Source organism: Tessaracoccus sp. MC1756 (genome assembly GCF_014164735.1).
Taxonomy (GTDB): Bacteria; Actinomycetota; Actinomycetes; order Propionibacteriales; family Propionibacteriaceae; genus Arachnia.
In genome coordinates this window covers 900,609-916,810 of record NZ_JACJFZ010000001.1, presented here as the reverse complement: position 1 = coordinate 916,810, position 16,202 = coordinate 900,609, and the positions used below count along the sequence as shown (strand labels likewise).

General features: G+C 68.4%; 13 protein-coding genes and 1 tRNA gene. 3 read left to right on the top strand and 11 right to left on the bottom strand.

The features are described 5' to 3' along the window. Positions 1 to 11 precede the first annotated feature (11 nt). The 11 genes from H5393_RS04250 to H5393_RS04200 all read right to left on the bottom strand — a co-directional run bounded on the left by H5393_RS04250 (position 12) and on the right by H5393_RS04200 (position 10,815). The gene (locus H5393_RS04250; protein ID WP_182765583.1) at positions 12 to 470 is read right to left on the bottom strand and encodes a hypothetical protein; all 459 of its coding nucleotides are present in this window, start codon (positions 468 to 470) and stop codon (positions 12 to 14) included. Next, entirely contained in the window at positions 463 to 1,608 is a 1,146-nt protein-coding gene (locus H5393_RS04245) for an MraY family glycosyltransferase (RefSeq protein ID WP_182765582.1), read from the bottom strand. Before H5393_RS04245 ends, H5393_RS04250 begins: the two co-directional genes overlap by 8 nt. Then, on the bottom strand, positions 1,608 to 2,351 hold the full coding sequence (locus H5393_RS04240; protein ID WP_182765581.1) for an L-threonylcarbamoyladenylate synthase: 744 nt from the start codon (positions 2,349 to 2,351) through the stop codon (positions 1,608 to 1,610). The genes H5393_RS04245 and H5393_RS04240 overlap by 1 nt, the downstream gene beginning before the upstream one ends. Continuing rightward, on the bottom strand, positions 2,348 to 3,205 hold the full coding sequence (gene prmC / locus H5393_RS04235; RefSeq protein WP_182765580.1) for a peptide chain release factor N(5)-glutamine methyltransferase: 858 nt from the start codon (positions 3,203 to 3,205) through the stop codon (positions 2,348 to 2,350). Before prmC ends, H5393_RS04240 begins: the two co-directional genes overlap by 4 nt. Then, positions 3,202 to 4,269 (bottom strand): peptide chain release factor 1, encoded by a 1,068-nt coding sequence (gene prfA / locus H5393_RS04230; protein ID WP_182765579.1) that lies wholly within the window; start codon positions 4,267 to 4,269, stop codon positions 3,202 to 3,204. Before prfA ends, prmC begins: the two co-directional genes overlap by 4 nt. An 88-nt stretch (positions 4,270 to 4,357) precedes the next feature. Further along, complete coding sequence (rpmE, locus tag H5393_RS04225; protein WP_076058500.1) at positions 4,358 to 4,558, bottom strand: 50S ribosomal protein L31; 201 nt, start codon at positions 4,556 to 4,558, stop codon at positions 4,358 to 4,360. A 94-nt stretch (positions 4,559 to 4,652) separates the two neighbouring features. After that, a complete protein-coding gene (rho, locus tag H5393_RS04220; protein ID WP_182765578.1) occupies positions 4,653 to 6,497 on the bottom strand; it encodes a transcription termination factor Rho in 1,845 nt (614 codons plus the stop codon). A gap of 180 nt (positions 6,498 to 6,677) precedes the next feature. After that, entirely contained in the window at positions 6,678 to 7,562 is an 885-nt protein-coding gene (gene thrB, locus H5393_RS04215; RefSeq protein WP_182765577.1) for a homoserine kinase, read from the bottom strand. 1 nt (position 7,563) lies between these two features. Beyond that, positions 7,564 to 8,868, bottom strand: coding sequence for a homoserine dehydrogenase (locus H5393_RS04210; RefSeq protein WP_182765576.1), 1,305 nt, complete (start codon positions 8,866 to 8,868; stop codon positions 7,564 to 7,566). Then, complete coding sequence (lysA, locus tag H5393_RS04205) at positions 8,865 to 10,268, bottom strand: diaminopimelate decarboxylase (protein ID WP_182765575.1); 1,404 nt, start codon at positions 10,266 to 10,268, stop codon at positions 8,865 to 8,867. The genes H5393_RS04210 and lysA overlap by 4 nt, the downstream gene beginning before the upstream one ends. 43 nt (positions 10,269 to 10,311) lie before the next feature. Then, positions 10,312 to 10,815, bottom strand: coding sequence for a hypothetical protein (locus H5393_RS04200; RefSeq protein ID WP_182765574.1), 504 nt, complete (start codon positions 10,813 to 10,815; stop codon positions 10,312 to 10,314). Positions 10,816 to 10,898: 83 nt separating this feature from the next. On the opposite strand from H5393_RS04200, the gene H5393_RS04195 reads away from it, so the two are divergent. From H5393_RS04195 to H5393_RS04185, 3 genes are all read left to right on the top strand, one after another. Then, positions 10,899 to 10,970, top strand: a tRNA-Arg gene (locus H5393_RS04195). Positions 10,971 to 11,054: 84 nt separating this feature from the next. After that, complete coding sequence (locus tag H5393_RS04190) at positions 11,055 to 12,266, top strand: glycosyltransferase 87 family protein (protein WP_182765573.1); 1,212 nt, start codon at positions 11,055 to 11,057, stop codon at positions 12,264 to 12,266. A 105-nt stretch (positions 12,267 to 12,371) separates the two neighbouring features. Next, complete coding sequence (locus H5393_RS04185; protein ID WP_182765572.1) at positions 12,372 to 16,193, top strand: multifunctional oxoglutarate decarboxylase/oxoglutarate dehydrogenase thiamine pyrophosphate-binding subunit/dihydrolipoyllysine-residue succinyltransferase subunit; 3,822 nt, start codon at positions 12,372 to 12,374, stop codon at positions 16,191 to 16,193. Positions 16,194 to 16,202: the final 9 nt, after the last annotated feature.

Below are 16,202 nucleotides of genomic sequence, written 5' to 3'. Positions count from 1 at the left end.
AAACCTGCGCCTCAACCGGAGGACGGCGGCTCGTACTCGTGGTCGTACACCGGCACGCGCTGCCGTGAGGCCACGAACACGACGCCGATCAGCCAGGCCAACACTGTGCCCGCCACGCTCAGGAGCAGCCATCCCTTGGAGACGTGCGGCGCGACGGCGGGCAGGCTCAGCAGGGCCCACAGGCCGGCCGCGATGCCCACGACCCGGACGCCGTAACTCACCAGCACCAGGCTGAGCCCCTGGAAGGGTTCGAGTTCGGAGGCGACCACCTCGAGCGCCTGCCCGATCGAATAGAAGATGACGACGGCGGCGAAGCCGAGGGCGGCCGTCAGGGCGGCGCTGGGGCCGTCGACGGCCAGGGCGAGGCCGAGGACGGTGAGACCCACGACGTGACCTGCGATCACGCCGCCAATCATCATCTCCTTGGCCCGTCGGGTGGCTCCGGTCACCCGACGGCGTGGTTCAGTCATCGACGCTCAACCTGTCGACGACCTCGGCCTCGCGGCCGCCGATGAAGCTCGGGGCTGTGCGCACCGGCCAGAGCGTGAGCACCAGCACGGTCACCAGGCTTCCCGCCACCAGCCACACCGCGGTGGAGCGGTTGGTGAGGGCGATCAGCACCAGCCCCACCGAGACGACGGCGGACCAGCCGTACATGAGCAGCACGGCCCCCCAGTGGGAGTGCCCCCGGGCCAGCAGGCGGTGATGCAGGTGCTGCTTGTCCGCCTGGAAAGGGTGCTGGCCGTTCCAGGCCCGCCGCACCCAGGCGAGCATCAGGTCGAGGAGCGGCAGCGCCAGCGCCGCCACCGGCAGCAGGATGGGCAGGATGGCGGGCAGCACGTCGCTGCCCTGCGCCAGCGCGCTGGGGTCGAGCTGTCCCGTGAAGGAGATGGCGCTCATGGCCATCAGCAGGCCGAGCAGCATCGCGCCGGAGTCGCCCATGAACATCTTCGCGGGGTGCCAGTTGTGGAACAGGAACCCCACGGCGATGCCACAGGTGGCCACCGTGATGAGGCTCGCCGTCGTGGCGCGGGCGAGTTCCTGTTCGTAGGCCAATACGTAGGTGTAGCTGAAGAAGGCGCCGGACCCGATCGCGACCACCCCGGCGGCCAGGCCGTCGAGGCCGTCGACGAAGTTCACGGCGTTGACACAGATGGCGATGATCAGGACGGTCACCATGATGCTGGTGGTGTCGTCGAGCCCGACGATCCGGTTCGGCAGCGGGATCCAGTAGATGCGCACGCCCTGCATGACGGCAACGCCGGCGGCCAGCACCTGACCGCCGAGCTTCACCAACGCCGGCATGTCGTACTTGTCGTCCAGCACGCCCACGATGCAGATGACCAGGCCGGCCCACAGCACTGCGGAGGCATCGTGCTCGACGGTGGTGTACCGGCCGAGGAACGGCATCTGGACGGCGAGAAGCATGGCGATGACCAGGCCGCCGAACATCGCCATGCCGCCGAAGTACGGGATGGGATGGGTGTGGACGTCACGGTTACGGACCGTGGCGAGGGCTCCCGTGCGCACCGCGATGGTCCGGGCCAACCCCGACAGGAGGTAGGTGGCACCGGCTGCGACGAACAGCACCAGGAGGTATTCGCGCACTAGTGACCCGGTTCCTCGGGTTTGCCCTCGACCGTGACGTCGGGCTCCGGCTCGGACTCGGGCGCGGATTCGGTTTCAGGTTCGGGTTCCGTCGGCAGGCTGAGGACCTGGGGGGCGAATTCGTGGAGCTGCGCCAGGCTCAGCGCCCCTTCCCTCAGGACACGGCCCTCGGGTGATGAGGCGAAGTCGACGATGGTGGAGGCGACTCCCCCGGCGGCGGGACCGGCGTCGAGGTACACGGCGACGCGGTCGCCCAGCTGATCGACAGCCTCCTGGGCCGTCACCGCGGCGGGCTGGCCGTGGACGTTGGCTGAGCTGACCGCGAGCGGGCCGGTGTGGCGCAGCAAGGCTCGCGCGCCCTCATGGTCCGGTACGCGCACGGCCACCGTGCCGCCGGTCTCCCCCAGCTGCATGCCGGAGCGGGGCTGGGCGCGCAGGATCAGGGTGAGCGCACCGGGCCAGAAGGCCTTCGCCAGCGCAGCCGCACCCTCTGGCACCTCGTCGGCGACCGCGCGCAGCATGGAGGGCTCCGCGACCAGGACCGGCGGGGGCATGTCGCGCCCGCGCTCCTTGGCGTTGAGCAGCCGCTGCACGGCGTCCGCGTCGAAGGCGTCTGCCCCGATGCCGTAGACGGTGTCGGTGGGCAGCACGATGCACTGGCCCTCGCGGACGGCTGCGGCGGCCTCACGGAGCCCGGTGTCGCCGTCGGCGTCGAGGTTGAAGACGCGTGGGGATTGAGTCACAGCCCAATCCTGCCATCATCCGCCGGTGCCGTGGCAGTGACGAACCGCGGGCGGCCCGTCAGATCGTTGTGTGAGACCACGTCGGCGAACCCGGCCTCCCCAAGCAGGCGCACGACGGCGGGAGCATGGGAGTCGTCGTGCTCCGTCGCGAGGAGCCCGCCGGGGCGCAGCAGGCGCGTGGCGACCTCTGAAACGACCCGCAGCGCGTCGAGGCCGTCCCGGCCTGAGAACAGGGCCATCTCGGGGTCCTGCAGCACGTCGGTGGGCAGCAGTTGTCGGTGCGGCTCCGGAATGTACGGGGGGTTGACGATCACGAGGTCAACGGTGCCGTCGAGTTCGTGGAACGCCTCCGCCATGTCGCCGAGCACGACGTCGACGGCCAGCCCGTGGAGGTTGCGCACGAGATACGCGTGCGCTTCGGGCGAGAGTTCGACGGCGTGGAGCTCCACCTGCCCCAACTCGTGCCCGATGGCCGCTGTGATGGCACCCGAGCCGGCGCACAACTCCACGACACGGCGCCGACCGACGGGCCGCGCGGCCAGCCGCTGCAGTGCCCAGGTGACCATCTCCTCGGTCTCCGGACGCGGGACGAACACGCCGGGGCCGACCTCAAGGGTCTCGTACCGGAAGTAGGCGACTCCGGTCAGGTGCTGCAGCGGCGCACCCTCGGCACGGAGGTCGACGAGCTGGTCGACGACGGCGCGCTGCCTGGGCGAGACGCTCGCCACCAGCAACTGCGCCGGCTCGATACCGAGCACATGCGCCACCAGGGTGCGCGCCTCGGGGCCGGGGCTGGGCGAGCCGCAGCGGGTCAGGCGTTCGGCGACCTCGTGGGCGACGTCGCTGGCCCTCACCCGCCCACTCCGGCGAGGCGCTCGGCCAGATCCTGCTCCGCCAGCGCGTCGAGCAGTGGGGTGAGCGCCCCCTCAAGCACGGCATCGAGGTTGTGGGCCTTGAAGCCGATCCGGTGGTCGGTGATCCGGTTCTCCGGGAAGTTGTAGGTGCGGATGCGCTCCGAACGGTCCACGGTGCGCACCTGCGACTTACGGGCGTCGGAGGCCGCCGCAGCGGCCTCCGCCTCAGCGCGCTGGGTGAGGCGGGCGCGCAGCATCCGCATGGCGGATTCGCGGTTCTGCAGTTGGGAGCGTTCGTTCTGGCAGCTCACCACCACGCCCGTCGGGAGGTGCGTGATGCGCACGGCGGAGTCTGTGGTGTTGACGCCCTGGCCGCCGGGGCCGGAGGAGCGGTACACGTCGATGCGGAGGTCGTCGTCGTTGATCTCCACCTCGTCGGCCTCCACGTCCGGCATCACCAGGACGCCAGCGGCCGAGGTGTGGATGCGGCCCTGCGATTCCGTGACCGGCACCCGCTGGACGCGGTGCACGCCACCCTCGAACTTGAGCCGGCCGTAGGGCCCGAACCCCAGGCTGCTGCCGCCCTTGACCGCGACGGTGACCGACTTGTACCCGCCCAGGTCTGTGTCCTGCGCATCGAGGATCTCGATCTTCCAACCGAGGTCCTCGGCGTAGCGGGTGTACATGCGCAACAGGTCGCCTGCGAACAGGGCGGACTCGTCGCCGCCTTCGCCGGACTTGATCTCGACGAGGGCGTCGGCGTCGTCGTTGGGGTCGCGCGGGGCGAGCAGCCGGGTGAGCTTGGCCGTGGCCGTCTCGATCTCGGCGTCCAGTTCCGCGACCTCGTCGGCGAACGCGGGGTCGTCGGCCGCCAACTCAGCGGCCGCGCCGCGGTCGCCGGTCAGCCGGCGGTACTCCTCGATGCCCTCGACGACGGGCCGCAGCGCGGCGTAGCGACGCCCGACCCTGCGCGAGCGGGCCATGTCGGAGTGCAGTTCGGGGTCTGAGAGCTGTTTCTCCAGATCGCGGAACTCGTCGATCAGAGGCTGTGCGTTGTCGAACATGGCTGGCTCCTGGGCACGGTGGATCGAGGGCAAAAAGAAACGAACGCCGGTCCGGGCACTGCCCGGATCACGGCGTTCGTCTGCTTGGCTACTTCTTGGCGTAACGCTTCGCGAAGCGCGCCACGCGGCCACCGGTGTCAAGAATCTTCTGCTTGCCGGTGTAGAACGGGTGGCATTCGGCGCACACGTCGGCGTTCAGCGTTGCCTTGGTGCTGTGGGTGGTGTACGTGTTGCCGCAGGTGCAGGTGACCTGGGCCTCGACGTAATCAGGGTGAATTCCCTGCTTCATGATGGACTCCTAGGGGTGTGGGTTTCGGCCGGGTCGCCTGGAGGCGGCGTGAACCGGCACATCTACGTATTATGCCACGCGCAACCGGTGCGGCCTAACCGTCCTGGGCCGGGGTGGTCTTGAGCACGCTGAGCAGGAAGTCGTGGTTGCTGGCGGTCTTCGTCATCCGCGACTTCAGCGTCTCCAACGCGGCCTGGTTGTCCAGACCGGAGAGCGCACGACGCAGCTTCCAGATGATCTGCAGTTCGTCGCGGTTGAGGAGGAGATCTTCGCGACGGGTACCGGAGGCGTCGACGTCGATGGCCGGGAAGATGCGCTTGTCCGCGAGCTCGCGACGCAGGCGCAGTTCCATGTTGCCCGTGCCCTTGAACTCCTCGAAGATGACCTCGTCCATCTTGGAGCCGGTCTCGATGAGAGCGGTGGCCAGGATGGTCAGCGAGCCACCGTTCTCGATGTTGCGGGCGGCGCCGAAGAACTTCTTCGGCGGGTACAGCGCCGCCGAGTCCACGCCACCGGACAGGATTCGGCCCGACGCTGGGGCTGCCAGGTTGTAGGCACGGCCCAGGCGGGTGATGCCGTCCAGCAGCACGACGACGTCGTGGCCCAGCTCCACGAGGCGCTTGGCGCGCTCGATGGCCAGCTCCGAGATCATGGTGTGGTCCTCGGCGGGGCGGTCGAACGTCGAGGCGATGACCTCGCCGGAGACCGTGCGCTGGAAGTCGGTGACCTCTTCAGGACGCTCGTCGACCAGGACGACCATGAGGTGCACCTCGGGGTTGTTCGCGGCGATCGCGTTGGCGATGGACTGCATGATCATCGTCTTGCCGGCCTTCGGCGGGGACACGATGAGGCCGCGCTGGCCCTTGCCGATGGGCGAGACCATGTCGATGATGCGGCCGGTGAGGTTGTTCTGCACCGTCTCGAGGCGCAGTCGCTCCTGCGGGTACAGCGGGGTGAGCTTCTGGAACTCTGGACGGCCCTTGGCCTTCTCCGGGTCGTCGCCGTTCACGGAGTCGATGCGCACGAGCGGCTGGAACTTGTCCTTGCGCTCCCCCTCGCGGGCGACGCGCACGGCGCCGCTGATCACGTCGCCACGACGCAGGCCGTAGCGGCGGACGGTGGCCATGGACAGGTAGGCGTCCGCCGGGCCGGGCAGGTAGCCCGTCGTCCGGACGAAGGCGTAGTTGTCGTTGATGTCGACAATGCCGGAGATGTTGGCCAGCTCGTCGTCGTCTGCGACGGTGACCTCGGCGTCCATGCGGTCCATGCCTTGGCCGCCACGGGTTGGGCGGCGCTGGTTGCGGTCGCGGTCGCGGCTGCGGCGACGGCGACCGCGGCGGGAACCACCCTGGTCGTCGTCATAGCTGGCGGGCTCGACGTTCACGGAGCGGGACTGGGCCGGCTGCTGCTCCCGCTGCTGTTGCTGCGGCTGCTGCTGGCCGCCGGCTGCCGGCTGCGTTCCGCCCATGGCGGCCTCCAGGAGCTCGCCCACCACTTCGATGGTCTCCGGGTTGGGCTGACGCTCGCGGTCACGGCCGCGGCGACGGCGGGTGCGGGTGCCGTCACCCTGCTGCTGGTCGCCACGCTGTTGGTCTCCACGCGACTGCTGATCGCGCTGCGGCTGCTGATCGCGCTGCTGGCGCTGTTCGCGGGGCTGCTGGTCACGCTGTTCGCGTGGCTGCTGGTCGCGGGACGACTCGCCATCGCGCGGCTGCTCCGGGGCGGAGGATCCGTTCTTCGGCTGCGCCTCGGTGAGGAGCTCCGCCTGCGCGGGACGCTCGGCGCTGCGCTGGCGCGCCGGCCTGCCGCCTCCCTGGTTCTGGATGGCGGCAACCAGATCGGCCTTCCGCATGGCGGAGATGCCCTTGATGCCCAGCCCTGTGGCCACCTGCTTCAGGTCGACCAGTTTCATGCTGGACAGGTCAGCGGATTCGCTCAACGAGATTCCTTCCCAAGAGCCGACGCGCCGAAAATGGATTCAGGAGGCGCCGCCGGCGTCAGAATGATGGGACCCACTCAGCAGCTGAAGTACTGCGGCAGATTTGCCGCGAACAGCGCCTTCTTCGGTGGGCCACTCATCAGGTTAGCAATGACCCGGCCCAGATACCAAAGTTTCCGGCTAAAACAGTTCCACGCCCCCGGCGGGACGCAGGTGGCGCACGGTGAAACCCGTGACATCGACGGCGTCGACACCTGCCAGTTGCTCGTTGAGGCCGACGGCGATCACCGTGGGCCCGGCACCGGAGATCGCGGCCGGCGCCCCGGCCCCACGCAGGCGCAGCACCAGGTCGTAGCTCGAGGGCATCATCGGCGCGCGGTACTGCTGGTGCAGGCGGTCCGACGTCGCGTCGAAGAGCAGATCGGGTCGCTTCGTGAGAGCCAGCGGCAGGGCGGCCGCGGCGATGGCCTGGGCGACGGCGTCGGCACGCGTCACGGTGTCCGGCAGCACGGCGCGCGCGTCGTCGGTCTTCGACTCGAAATCCGGCACGAACGCCACCGCGCGGAAATCCTCCGGCAGCGGCAACTGCACCAGCGAAACCTTCTCATCACGGGCCCACGCCAGGATCGCGCCTCCCCAGACGGCGGCACCGGCGTTGTCGGGATGGCCCTCGGCTTCGTGGGCCAGCCGCGTGATGGCGGAACGGTCGATGGGTTCGCCGGGGCGGGCGATGCCCCACGCCAGCGTCAGGCCGGCCACGATGGCGGCCGCCGAGGAGCCGAGTCCCCGCGAGTGCGGAATGGTGTTGTGCGCCGTCAGGCGGAACCCGGGCACCTCAGCGCCCCAGGCGGCCAGGCCCCGGTGGATGGACCGCACCACGAGATGGCTCGCGTCCGTCGGTACCTGGAGGGCGCCCTCCCCCGTCACCGCAACCTCGAGGCCGGGCTCCTCCAACAGGTCCAGCGTCAGTTCGTCGTACCAGTCGAAGGCCATGCCGACGCAGTCGAACCCGGAACCCAGGTTCGCCGTCGTGGCCGGCACCCGCACAGTCAGGCGTCGGGCCACCTCAGAAGCCTACGACGCGCATGACGCGCACCTGGGAGCCCACGAAATCAGATTCGCACAGTTGCTTGACGACGGCCGCCAGCGACGACTCCTGCGTGATGTGCGTCATGACGCCGAGGCGGGCGGGGAAGCCCTCCACGTGCGCCTCGTCCTCGAGATAGGACTGCTGCACCACGCGCAGCGACACGTTGTGGTCGCCGAACACCGCGGCACACCTGGCGAGCACGCCCGGGCGGTCCTCCACCTCGAAGCTGACGTAGAACTGCGTCCAGGACTCTCCGACGGGCGCCACCTGGCGGCGGGTGTAGCCCGAGCCGATGTGGGCGGCGGTGCCGCGGTGGCGGTTGCGGCCCACGGTGACGACGTCGCCCATCACTGCGCTGGCCGTCGGGGCCCCGCCTGCGCCGGCGCCGAGGAACATCAGTTCCCCGGCCTCGCGCGAGTTCACGAAGATGGCGTTGTAGGCGCCGCGCACCGCCGCCAACGGGTGCTTGTTGGCCACCATGGCCGGGTGCACCTTGACGATGATGCGGTCGTCGTCGGTCAGCTTGGCGACCGCGAGGAGCTTGACGGTGCAGTCCATCGACTCGGCCGCGGCGATGTCGGCCTCGGTCACGCCTGTGATGCCCTCGGTGAAGACCTCCTGGCCCTTGACCTCGGTGTGGAACGCCAGCCCGGCGAGGATGGCGGCCTTCGCCGCCGCGTCGTGGCCGCCGACGTCGGCGGTGGGATCAGCTTCGGCGTAGCCCAGTTGCTGGGCTTCAGCGAGCGCCGAGTCGAAGCTGACGCCGTCTGTGACCATCTTGTCGAGGATGAAGTTGGTGGTGCCGTTGACGATGCCCATCACCTCGGTGATGTCGTCGCCCACCAACGACTCGCGCAGTGGCCGGATGATCGGGATGGCGCCGGCGACGGCAGCCTCGTAGTAGAGGTCGACGCCCTTCTCCTCCGCGATGCGGGACAGTTCGCCCAGGTCCTCCGCCAGGAGGGCCTTGTTGGCGGAGATCACCGAGGCGCCCTTCTGGAGGGCCGTGCGCACCAGTTCACGGGCGGGGTCGAGGCCGCCGATGAGTTCGATGACGATGTCGAGGTCGTCGCGGGCGACGAGGGACTCGAGGTCTGTGGTCAGCAGCGCCGGGTCGATGCCGGGCCGCTCGACGTCCATGCGCCGGACGCCGATGCCCACGAGTTCGAGGCGGCGGCCGATGCGGGCCTCGAGGGTGTCACCCTCGTTGAGGATGATGCGTGCCACCTGGCTACCGACGACGCCGGCCCCCAACAGCACAACCTTCAGCGGCTTGCTCACTTACCCACGTCCAATCTCATGAGGTCATCCAGCGTTTCGCGGCGCAGCATCACGTCGGTGACACCGTCCTTCGCGCTGACGACAGGGGGCTTCGGGATCTGATTGTAGTTATTGGCCATGCTGCGTGCGTAGGCGCCGGATCCCGGGACGGCGATGAGGTCGCCGATGCGCACGTCCGAGGGGAGGAAGACGTCGCGGATGAGGATGTCGCCACCCTCGCAGTGCTTGCCCACGACACGGCACAGGACGGGCTGCGCATCGGAGGCACGGTTGGCGATCGCGCCGGAATACTCGGCGGCGTACAGGGCCGGGCGGATGTTGTCGCTCATGCCGCCGTCGACACTGACGTACATTCGCGAGCGGCCCCCCTCGAGTTCGACCTGCTTGACGGTGCCGACCTCATAGACGGCCACACCGGACGGGCCACAGATGGCGCGGCCGGGCTCGATGCTCAGGTGCGGGCGGTTGATGCCGAACGCGCGGCACTCGTGGTCGATCATCTCCTCGAAGGAGGACGCGAGTTCCGTGGTCGTCGACGGCGTGTCGGCCGCGGTGTAGGCGATACCGAAGCCGCCGCCGAGGTCCAGCTCCGGCAGTTCGACACCGGTGGCTTGGCGGAACTGCGAGGCCAGCTTCAGCGTGCGGCGGATCGCCACCTCGAAGCCGTGGGTATCGAAGATCTGAGAGCCGATATGGCTGTGGATGCCGCGCAGCTCGAGGAACCTCGACGAGTGGCAGCGCACCAACGCGGTCAGCGCCGCGCCACCCATGATGCTGAGGCCGAACTTCTGGTCCTCGTGCGCGGTGGCGATGTACTCGTGGGTGTGCGCCTCGACGCCGGTGGTGACGCGGATCAGGACATTGGCGGTGTGACCGCCGTCGGCGCACGCCCGCTCCAGGCGGTTGATCTCGTCGAAGGAGTCGACGATGATCCGCCCCACGCCCTGCTCGAGGGCGAACGCGATCTCGTCGTCGGACTTGTTGTTGCCGTGCAGACCGAGCCGCTCGGCCGGCATCCCGCCGGCCAGCGCGATGCGCATCTCGCCCATGGTCGTGACGTCGAGGTTGAGCCCCTCCTCGGCCGCCCACCGTGCGACGCGCCGCGTCAGCAGCGCCTTGCCCGCGTAGTAGACCGACCAGCCGGGGAAGGCCGTGATGAAGTCATGGGCCCTCGAGCGGAAGTCGTCCTCGTCGATCAGGTAGACGGGCGTGCCGTGCTCAGCGACGGCGTCGGGCAGCGCCACACCTGCCACGACGATGCGGCCCTGGTCGTCGCGGTGGGTGCCGCGGGGCCAGAGCTTGAGGTCGAGCTCGTTGAGGTCGTCCGGCACGGTGAGCCACTGGGGCCCGCCCTGCACGGCGTCCGCGTGGATCGAGCCGGCGATGTGCATGTGCGTCATGGGGTCAAGCCTGCCAGAGCGCGGTTGGCAATCGGTATTTCGCTCAGCTGGTGGCCACGACCTGGATCTCCCTGGCATCACGCAGGAGCACCTGGGCAGGCTCGCCGTCCACGACCTCGCCGTCGACCCTGACCTCGAGCGAGCCGCAGGCGGCACCGAGGCAGCCGGCGCCGAACCTCACACCCCACAGCGCAAAGAAGTGACCCAGGGTGGATTCCCTGTTCGCCCCTCCCTCCAGCCACACTTCACCGCCGGCATCGTGGGTGTGCACCGGCGCCTGGATGGCTCGCGGCCTGTCGATCCCGATGTAGGCCGGAATCTCGACGGGTGCGCCGTCGACCATGATCGCCAGGTCGAGGATCCACGGGTCCGCGTCGTCGCCGAGGGCCAGTTCGCGCAGTCCAGCCGCACGGATGTAGGAGACGGCGTCACGAGGAGCATCCCAGGGCGGAGCGGTGTCGCGCAGCACCGCAGGAGCGGGCTCCGGGCGCGAGACGCACCCCACGAGCAGCGCCGCACTGACCACCAAGACGAGCAACCTACGCACGCCGCAACCATAACGGCAGGCGGTGGTGGTGTTGACGACCGTTTCGAGGTGCTAACCTTTCACCGGTCGCCTTCGGGTAACTGGCCCCCGTAGCTCAGGGGATAGAGCACCGCCCTCCGGAGGCGGGAGCCGAGGTTCGAATCCTCGCGGGGGCGCAAGCCGTTCACAGGGGAGGCCAGAAGATGACCGGAGCCGGGCGCGCGCCAGGTGGCCCGACTTTCCGAGACATCCTCGTACCTGTGCTGTTGGTGGCACTCTTCGCCGCCACCCGGTTTCTCATCCTGCTATCGCTCAAGCTCGAGCAGGTGGCGTTCATCGCCAACGACGTGAGCTACTACGCCTTCTACCTCAACAAGCTGGACATGGGCGAGACGGGCATCATGCTCGAATACCCGATCCCCGCCGTGTGGCTCCTGCAGATCATCTACGCCCTGGGCGGCGGCTGGGAGACCTGGACCCCGGTGTACGTCGGCTGCTTCCTCGCGCTCGACGCCCTGGTGGCGATCCTCATGTACCGACGCGGCAATGCTGCGGGGACGCTCTTCTGGATCCTGTTCACCGGCGCGCAGGGTGCGGTGCTCTGGTACCGCTTCGACCTCATTCCTGCGGCCCTGGTCGCCGTCGCCTGCGTGTACGCGCTGAGGTTCCCGAAGATCGCTGGCGGCGCCATCGGGCTGGGCGCGGCCGTGAAGCTGTGGCCGGCGCTGCTGATCGGGCCCCTGCTGGCTCCCAACCCGCTGCGCAGGGGGGGCGCCCGTTCGCGTCTCATCGGCTTCATCGTGGTGGGCTTCGGCCTGGCCGCCGCGTCGCTGATCACGAGCGGCTGGACCCGTTCGGCCTCCCCGCTGACGTGGCAGAGCGACCGCGGCCTACAGATCGAATCCGTGCCCGCCACCCCCCTGATGTTCCTGCGCACGTTCACCCACAACGAGAGCTGGCTCATCGAGTTGTCGCAGTACAACGCGCTCGAGATCGTCACCGGCCCGGGCATCAACCAGCTGCTGACGGTGTCGACGGTGCTGACCGCCGCGTCGGTGCTGCTGACCATCTGGCTGAGCTACCGCCTCATCCGGCTCTTCCGCGAACAGGACCACCGTCTCCACGAGGCCATGCTGCTGGCTGTGCTGGCGATCGTGCTGGCCACGGTGATCGCCAACAAGACGCTGTCGCCGCAGTACATCGTGTGGCTCGGCGGCCCCGTCGCCGCCCTCCTGGTGGTGCAGCGCAGCGAGTGGTTGCTGCGCCACACCACGGTGATAGCCGTGGCGCTGGTGATCGTCGGGGGCCTCACCCAGTTCACCTATCCGTGGGGCGCGTACGGGATTATGGCGATCCCCCAGGGCGCCGGCCCGGAGACCTCCGTGCTCATCCTGCGCAACCTCGCGCTCGTGGCACTGACGACCTACTCCGTCGTCCTGACTCTGAAGGCGACCCGACGCTCCACGTCCTGAGAGTGGTCGGGACGGATGCCCATTATTGGGTAAGCTCAGTGAAGCAGCCGCAGACGTCTGCGGCCTCCGTCCAAATAGAGGGGAAAGTGGCTTCTGCCACGGAACATGTCAGCACCTGACTCGAATGACCTTTTCGGTGCCAACACCTGGCTGATCGACGAAAAGCGGGAGGCGTATGACGCAGACCCGCAGTCAGTGGACGCCACCTGGCGTGAGTTCTTCGCTGCCGAGGGTGCACCTCCGCAGCCCGCAGCGGTGGAGTCCGCCGCTCCGCCGACGAGTCGTGCCCCCGAGAAACCGCAGGCCACGCCCCAGGCCGAGACGAAGCCGGCCCCGAAGGCCGAGACGAAGCCGGAAGCCAAGTCGGAGCGCCCGAAGTCGCCTGAGGCGAAGCAGCGCGAAGCGGCCTCCGGCCTGTCTGACGCGCCCGCCCCCAAGCCGGCTGCGGCGAAGACGGAGAGCAAGCCCACCGTCGAAAAGGTGACGACGGGCCGCAACGCGCCGCACAACCCCGGCACCGGTGCCGGTCTCAGCGCCAACACCCCCAACCCGAACGTGCGTCCCGAGCCCACTGCTGCCCAGCCCAAGTACACGGTCCTGCGCGGTGCCCCCATGCGCACGGCCAAGAACATGGACACCTCCCTCACCGTCCCCACGGCCACGTCCGTGCGCTCGGTGCCGATGAAGCTGGTCATCGACCAGCGGGTGCTGATCAACAACTTCCTGCGCCAGTCAAAGGGCGGCAAGGTCTCGTTCACCCACCTCATCGGCTACGCCATGGTGCAGGCGCTCAAGGCCATGCCCGAGATGAACAACGCCTACGACATGGTGGACGGCAAGCCCAACCTGATCGAGAACCCCTCGATCAACCTCGGCATCGCCATCGACATCCAGAAGGGCGACACCCGCCAGCTCCTGGTGCCCAACATCAAGGGCTGCGAGAACTTCAACTTCTTCCAGTTCTGGTCCGCCTACGAGCAGGTGGTGCGCAAGACCCGCGCCGGTGACCTGCAGGTGTCGGACTTCGCCGGCACGACGGCGTCGCTCACCAACCCGGGCGGCATCGGCACCAACCACTCGGTGCCCCGGCTGATGACCGGTCAGGGCATGATCCTGGGCGTCGGCAACATCGACTACCCGGCCGAGTTCCAGGGCATGAGCGAGTCCAAGATGACAGACCTCGCCGTGTCCAAGGTCACCACCCTGACCTCTACCTACGACCACCGCGTGATCCAGGGCGCCACCTCCGGCGAGTTCCTGAAGACGATGCACGGGTTGCTGCTCGGCGAGAACGGCTTCTACGACGAGATCTTCGAAGCGCTGCGCATCCCCTACGAGCCCCTCCGCTGGGCCGGCGACATCTCCGCGCACCGCGACAACCAGGTCTCCAAGACCGCCCGGGTACTGGAGCTGATCAACTCCTACCGCGCGTTCGGCCACCTGGTCGCCGACACGGACCCGCTGGAGTACCGCCAACGTTCCCATGAGGACCTGCGCCTCGAGACGCACGGGCTCTCCATCTGGGATCTGGACCGCCAGTTCGCGGTGGGCACCTTCGGTGGCTCCGAGCGCACCTACCTGACGCTCCGCGACATCATCTCGACGTTGCAGGATTCGTACTGCCGCACCGTGGGCATCGAGTACATGCACATCCCGGATCCGCGGCAGCGCCGCTGGTTCCAGCAGCGCATGGAGAAGCCGCACCAGGCGCTGACGCACGACGAGCACATGCACGCGCTGGACAAGCTCAACGAGGCGGAGATCTTCGAGACGTTCCTGCAGACGAAGTTCGTCGGGCAGAAGCGCTTCTCCCTCGAGGGTGGCGAGTCCGTCATCGTGCTGCTCGACGAGATCGCGCAGCAGGCGGCCAACGACTCCGTCGACGAGGTCTGCATCGGCATGCCGCACCGCGGCCGGCTCAACGTGCTGGCCAACATCGTCGGTAAGAGCTACGGCCAGATCTTCCGCGAGTTCGACGGCCAGGTCGACAGGTCGGGCACGGGTGACGTGAAGTACCACCTGGGTGCGGAAGGCACCTTCGTCGCCTCGAACGGCGCCACCGTCAAGACGTCCGTGGCCGCCAACCCGTCCCACCTGGAGGCCGTGAACCCGGTGCTCCAGGGCATCGCCCGCGCCAAGCAGGACATGCTGCGCCAGAGCGACTACCCGGTGCTCCCCCTGACCATGCACGGCGACGCGTCGTTCGCGGGCCAGGGCGTGGTCTTCGAGACGCTGCAGATGTCGCAGCTACGCGGCTACAAGACCGGTGGCACGATCCACGTCGTGGTCAACAACCAGGTGGGCTTCACCACGGCCCCCACGGAGTCCCGTTCCTCGACATACTCCACCGACGTGGCGAAGTCCATCTCCGCCCCCGTGCTGCACGTCAACGGCGATGACCCGGATTCGTGCATCCGCGCGGCACGCATCGCGTTCGAGTACCGACAGACGTTCCACAAGGACGTCGTCATCGACATGGTCTGCTACCGGCGTCGTGGCCACAACGAGGGCGACGACCCGAGCTTCACGCAGCCGAACATGTACGACCTCATCGAGCAGAAGCGCTCCACGCGCCGGCTCTACACCGAGTCGCTGATCGGCCGTGGTGACATCTCCATGGCCGACGCCGAGGACGTCATGAACCGCTTCCGCGCCCGCCTCGAGAACGTGTTCCGCGAGGTGCGCGACTCCAAGGGCGCGCCGGACGAGTACCGCAAGGTGCCGTACTACCCCACCAAGCCTGAGGAGCGGCTCACGGAGATCACCACGGAGATGCTCCAGCGGATCGCCAATGTGCACACGCAGTTCCCGGAGGGGTTCGCCGTGCATCCCAAGGTGCAGCCGCAGCTTGAACGCCGCGCCGAGGCGATCATGAACGGCCCCATCGACTGGGCCACCGCTGAGATGATCGCCATCGGTTCGCTGCTCATCGAGGGTCGCCCGGTGCGCATGGCCGGCCAGGATTCGAGGCGGGGCACGTTCTCGCAGCGCTTCGCCGCCATCGTGGACCGGGTCACCAACGAGGCGTGGGTGCCGCTGAAGCACCTCACCGAGGACCAGGCCACCTTCGAGGTGTGGGATTCGCTGCTGAGCGAATACGCCGCCCTCGGATTCGAGTACGGCTACTCGGTGGCGCGTCCCGACGCGTTGGTGCTGTGGGAGGCGCAGTTCGGCGACTTCGTCAACGGCGCTCAGATCATCTCGGACGAGTTCGTCGCCTCGGGCAACGCCAAGTGGGGCCAGAAGTCGGGCGTGTGCCTGCTGCTACCCCACGGCTACGAGGGTCAGGGGCCAGACCACTCGTCGGCCCGCATCGAGCGCTGGCTGCAACTCTGCGCCGAAGGCGCGCTCGCGGTGTGCCAGCCGTCGACTCCGGCGAACCACTTCCACCTGCTGCGCCAGCACGCCTACGTCAACTGGCACCGCCCCGTCGTGATCGCCACCCCGAAGTCGATGCTGCGCAACAAGCTGGCGACGTCGACGCCGGAGGAGTTCACCTCGGGCCGCTGGCACCCCGCCCTCGACGATCCCACCATCGAGGACCCGTCGAAGGTGGAGCGCATCGTGTTGTGCTCCGGCAAGGTCCGTTGGGACCTGGTGGCCCGCCGCCAGAAGAACGGTCACGACGGGAAGATCGCGATCATCGCCCTGGAGCGCCTCTACCCGCTCCCGGCCGAGGAACTCGTGGCCATCCTGCGTCGGTACTCGCACGTCAGCGACATCCGCTTCGTGCAGGACGAGCCGGAGAACCAGGGAGCGTGGCCGTTCATGTCGGTGCACCTGCCCGGAGCAGTCAGGGAACTGTTCCCCGAATTCGACCTGAAGATGACCCCGGTGACCCGTCCGTGGTCCTCGGCGCCGTCCGTGGGTTCGATGGCGGTGCACAAGCAGCAGGAGGAGGACCTGCTGCGCGCAGCCCTGGGCTGAGGCCCTAAG

What these genes read in the sequence shown, in the direction of transcription:
- rpmE (WP_076058500.1), bottom strand. Translation starts at nt 4,558, where the DNA reads ATGAAGCAGGGAATTCACCCTGATTACGTCGAGGCCCAGGTCACCTGC.
- prfA (WP_182765579.1), bottom strand. Translation starts at nt 4,269, where the DNA reads ATGTTCGACAACGCACAGCCTCTGATCGACGAGTTCCGCGATCTGGAG.
- H5393_RS04185 (WP_182765572.1), top strand. Translation starts at nt 12,372, where the DNA reads ATGTCAGCACCTGACTCGAATGACCTTTTCGGTGCCAACACCTGGCTG.
- lysA (WP_182765575.1), bottom strand. Translation starts at nt 10,268, where the DNA reads ATGACGCACATGCACATCGCCGGCTCGATCCACGCGGACGCCGTGCAG.
- H5393_RS04250 (WP_182765583.1), bottom strand. Translation starts at nt 470, where the DNA reads ATGACTGAACCACGCCGTCGGGTGACCGGAGCCACCCGACGGGCCAAG.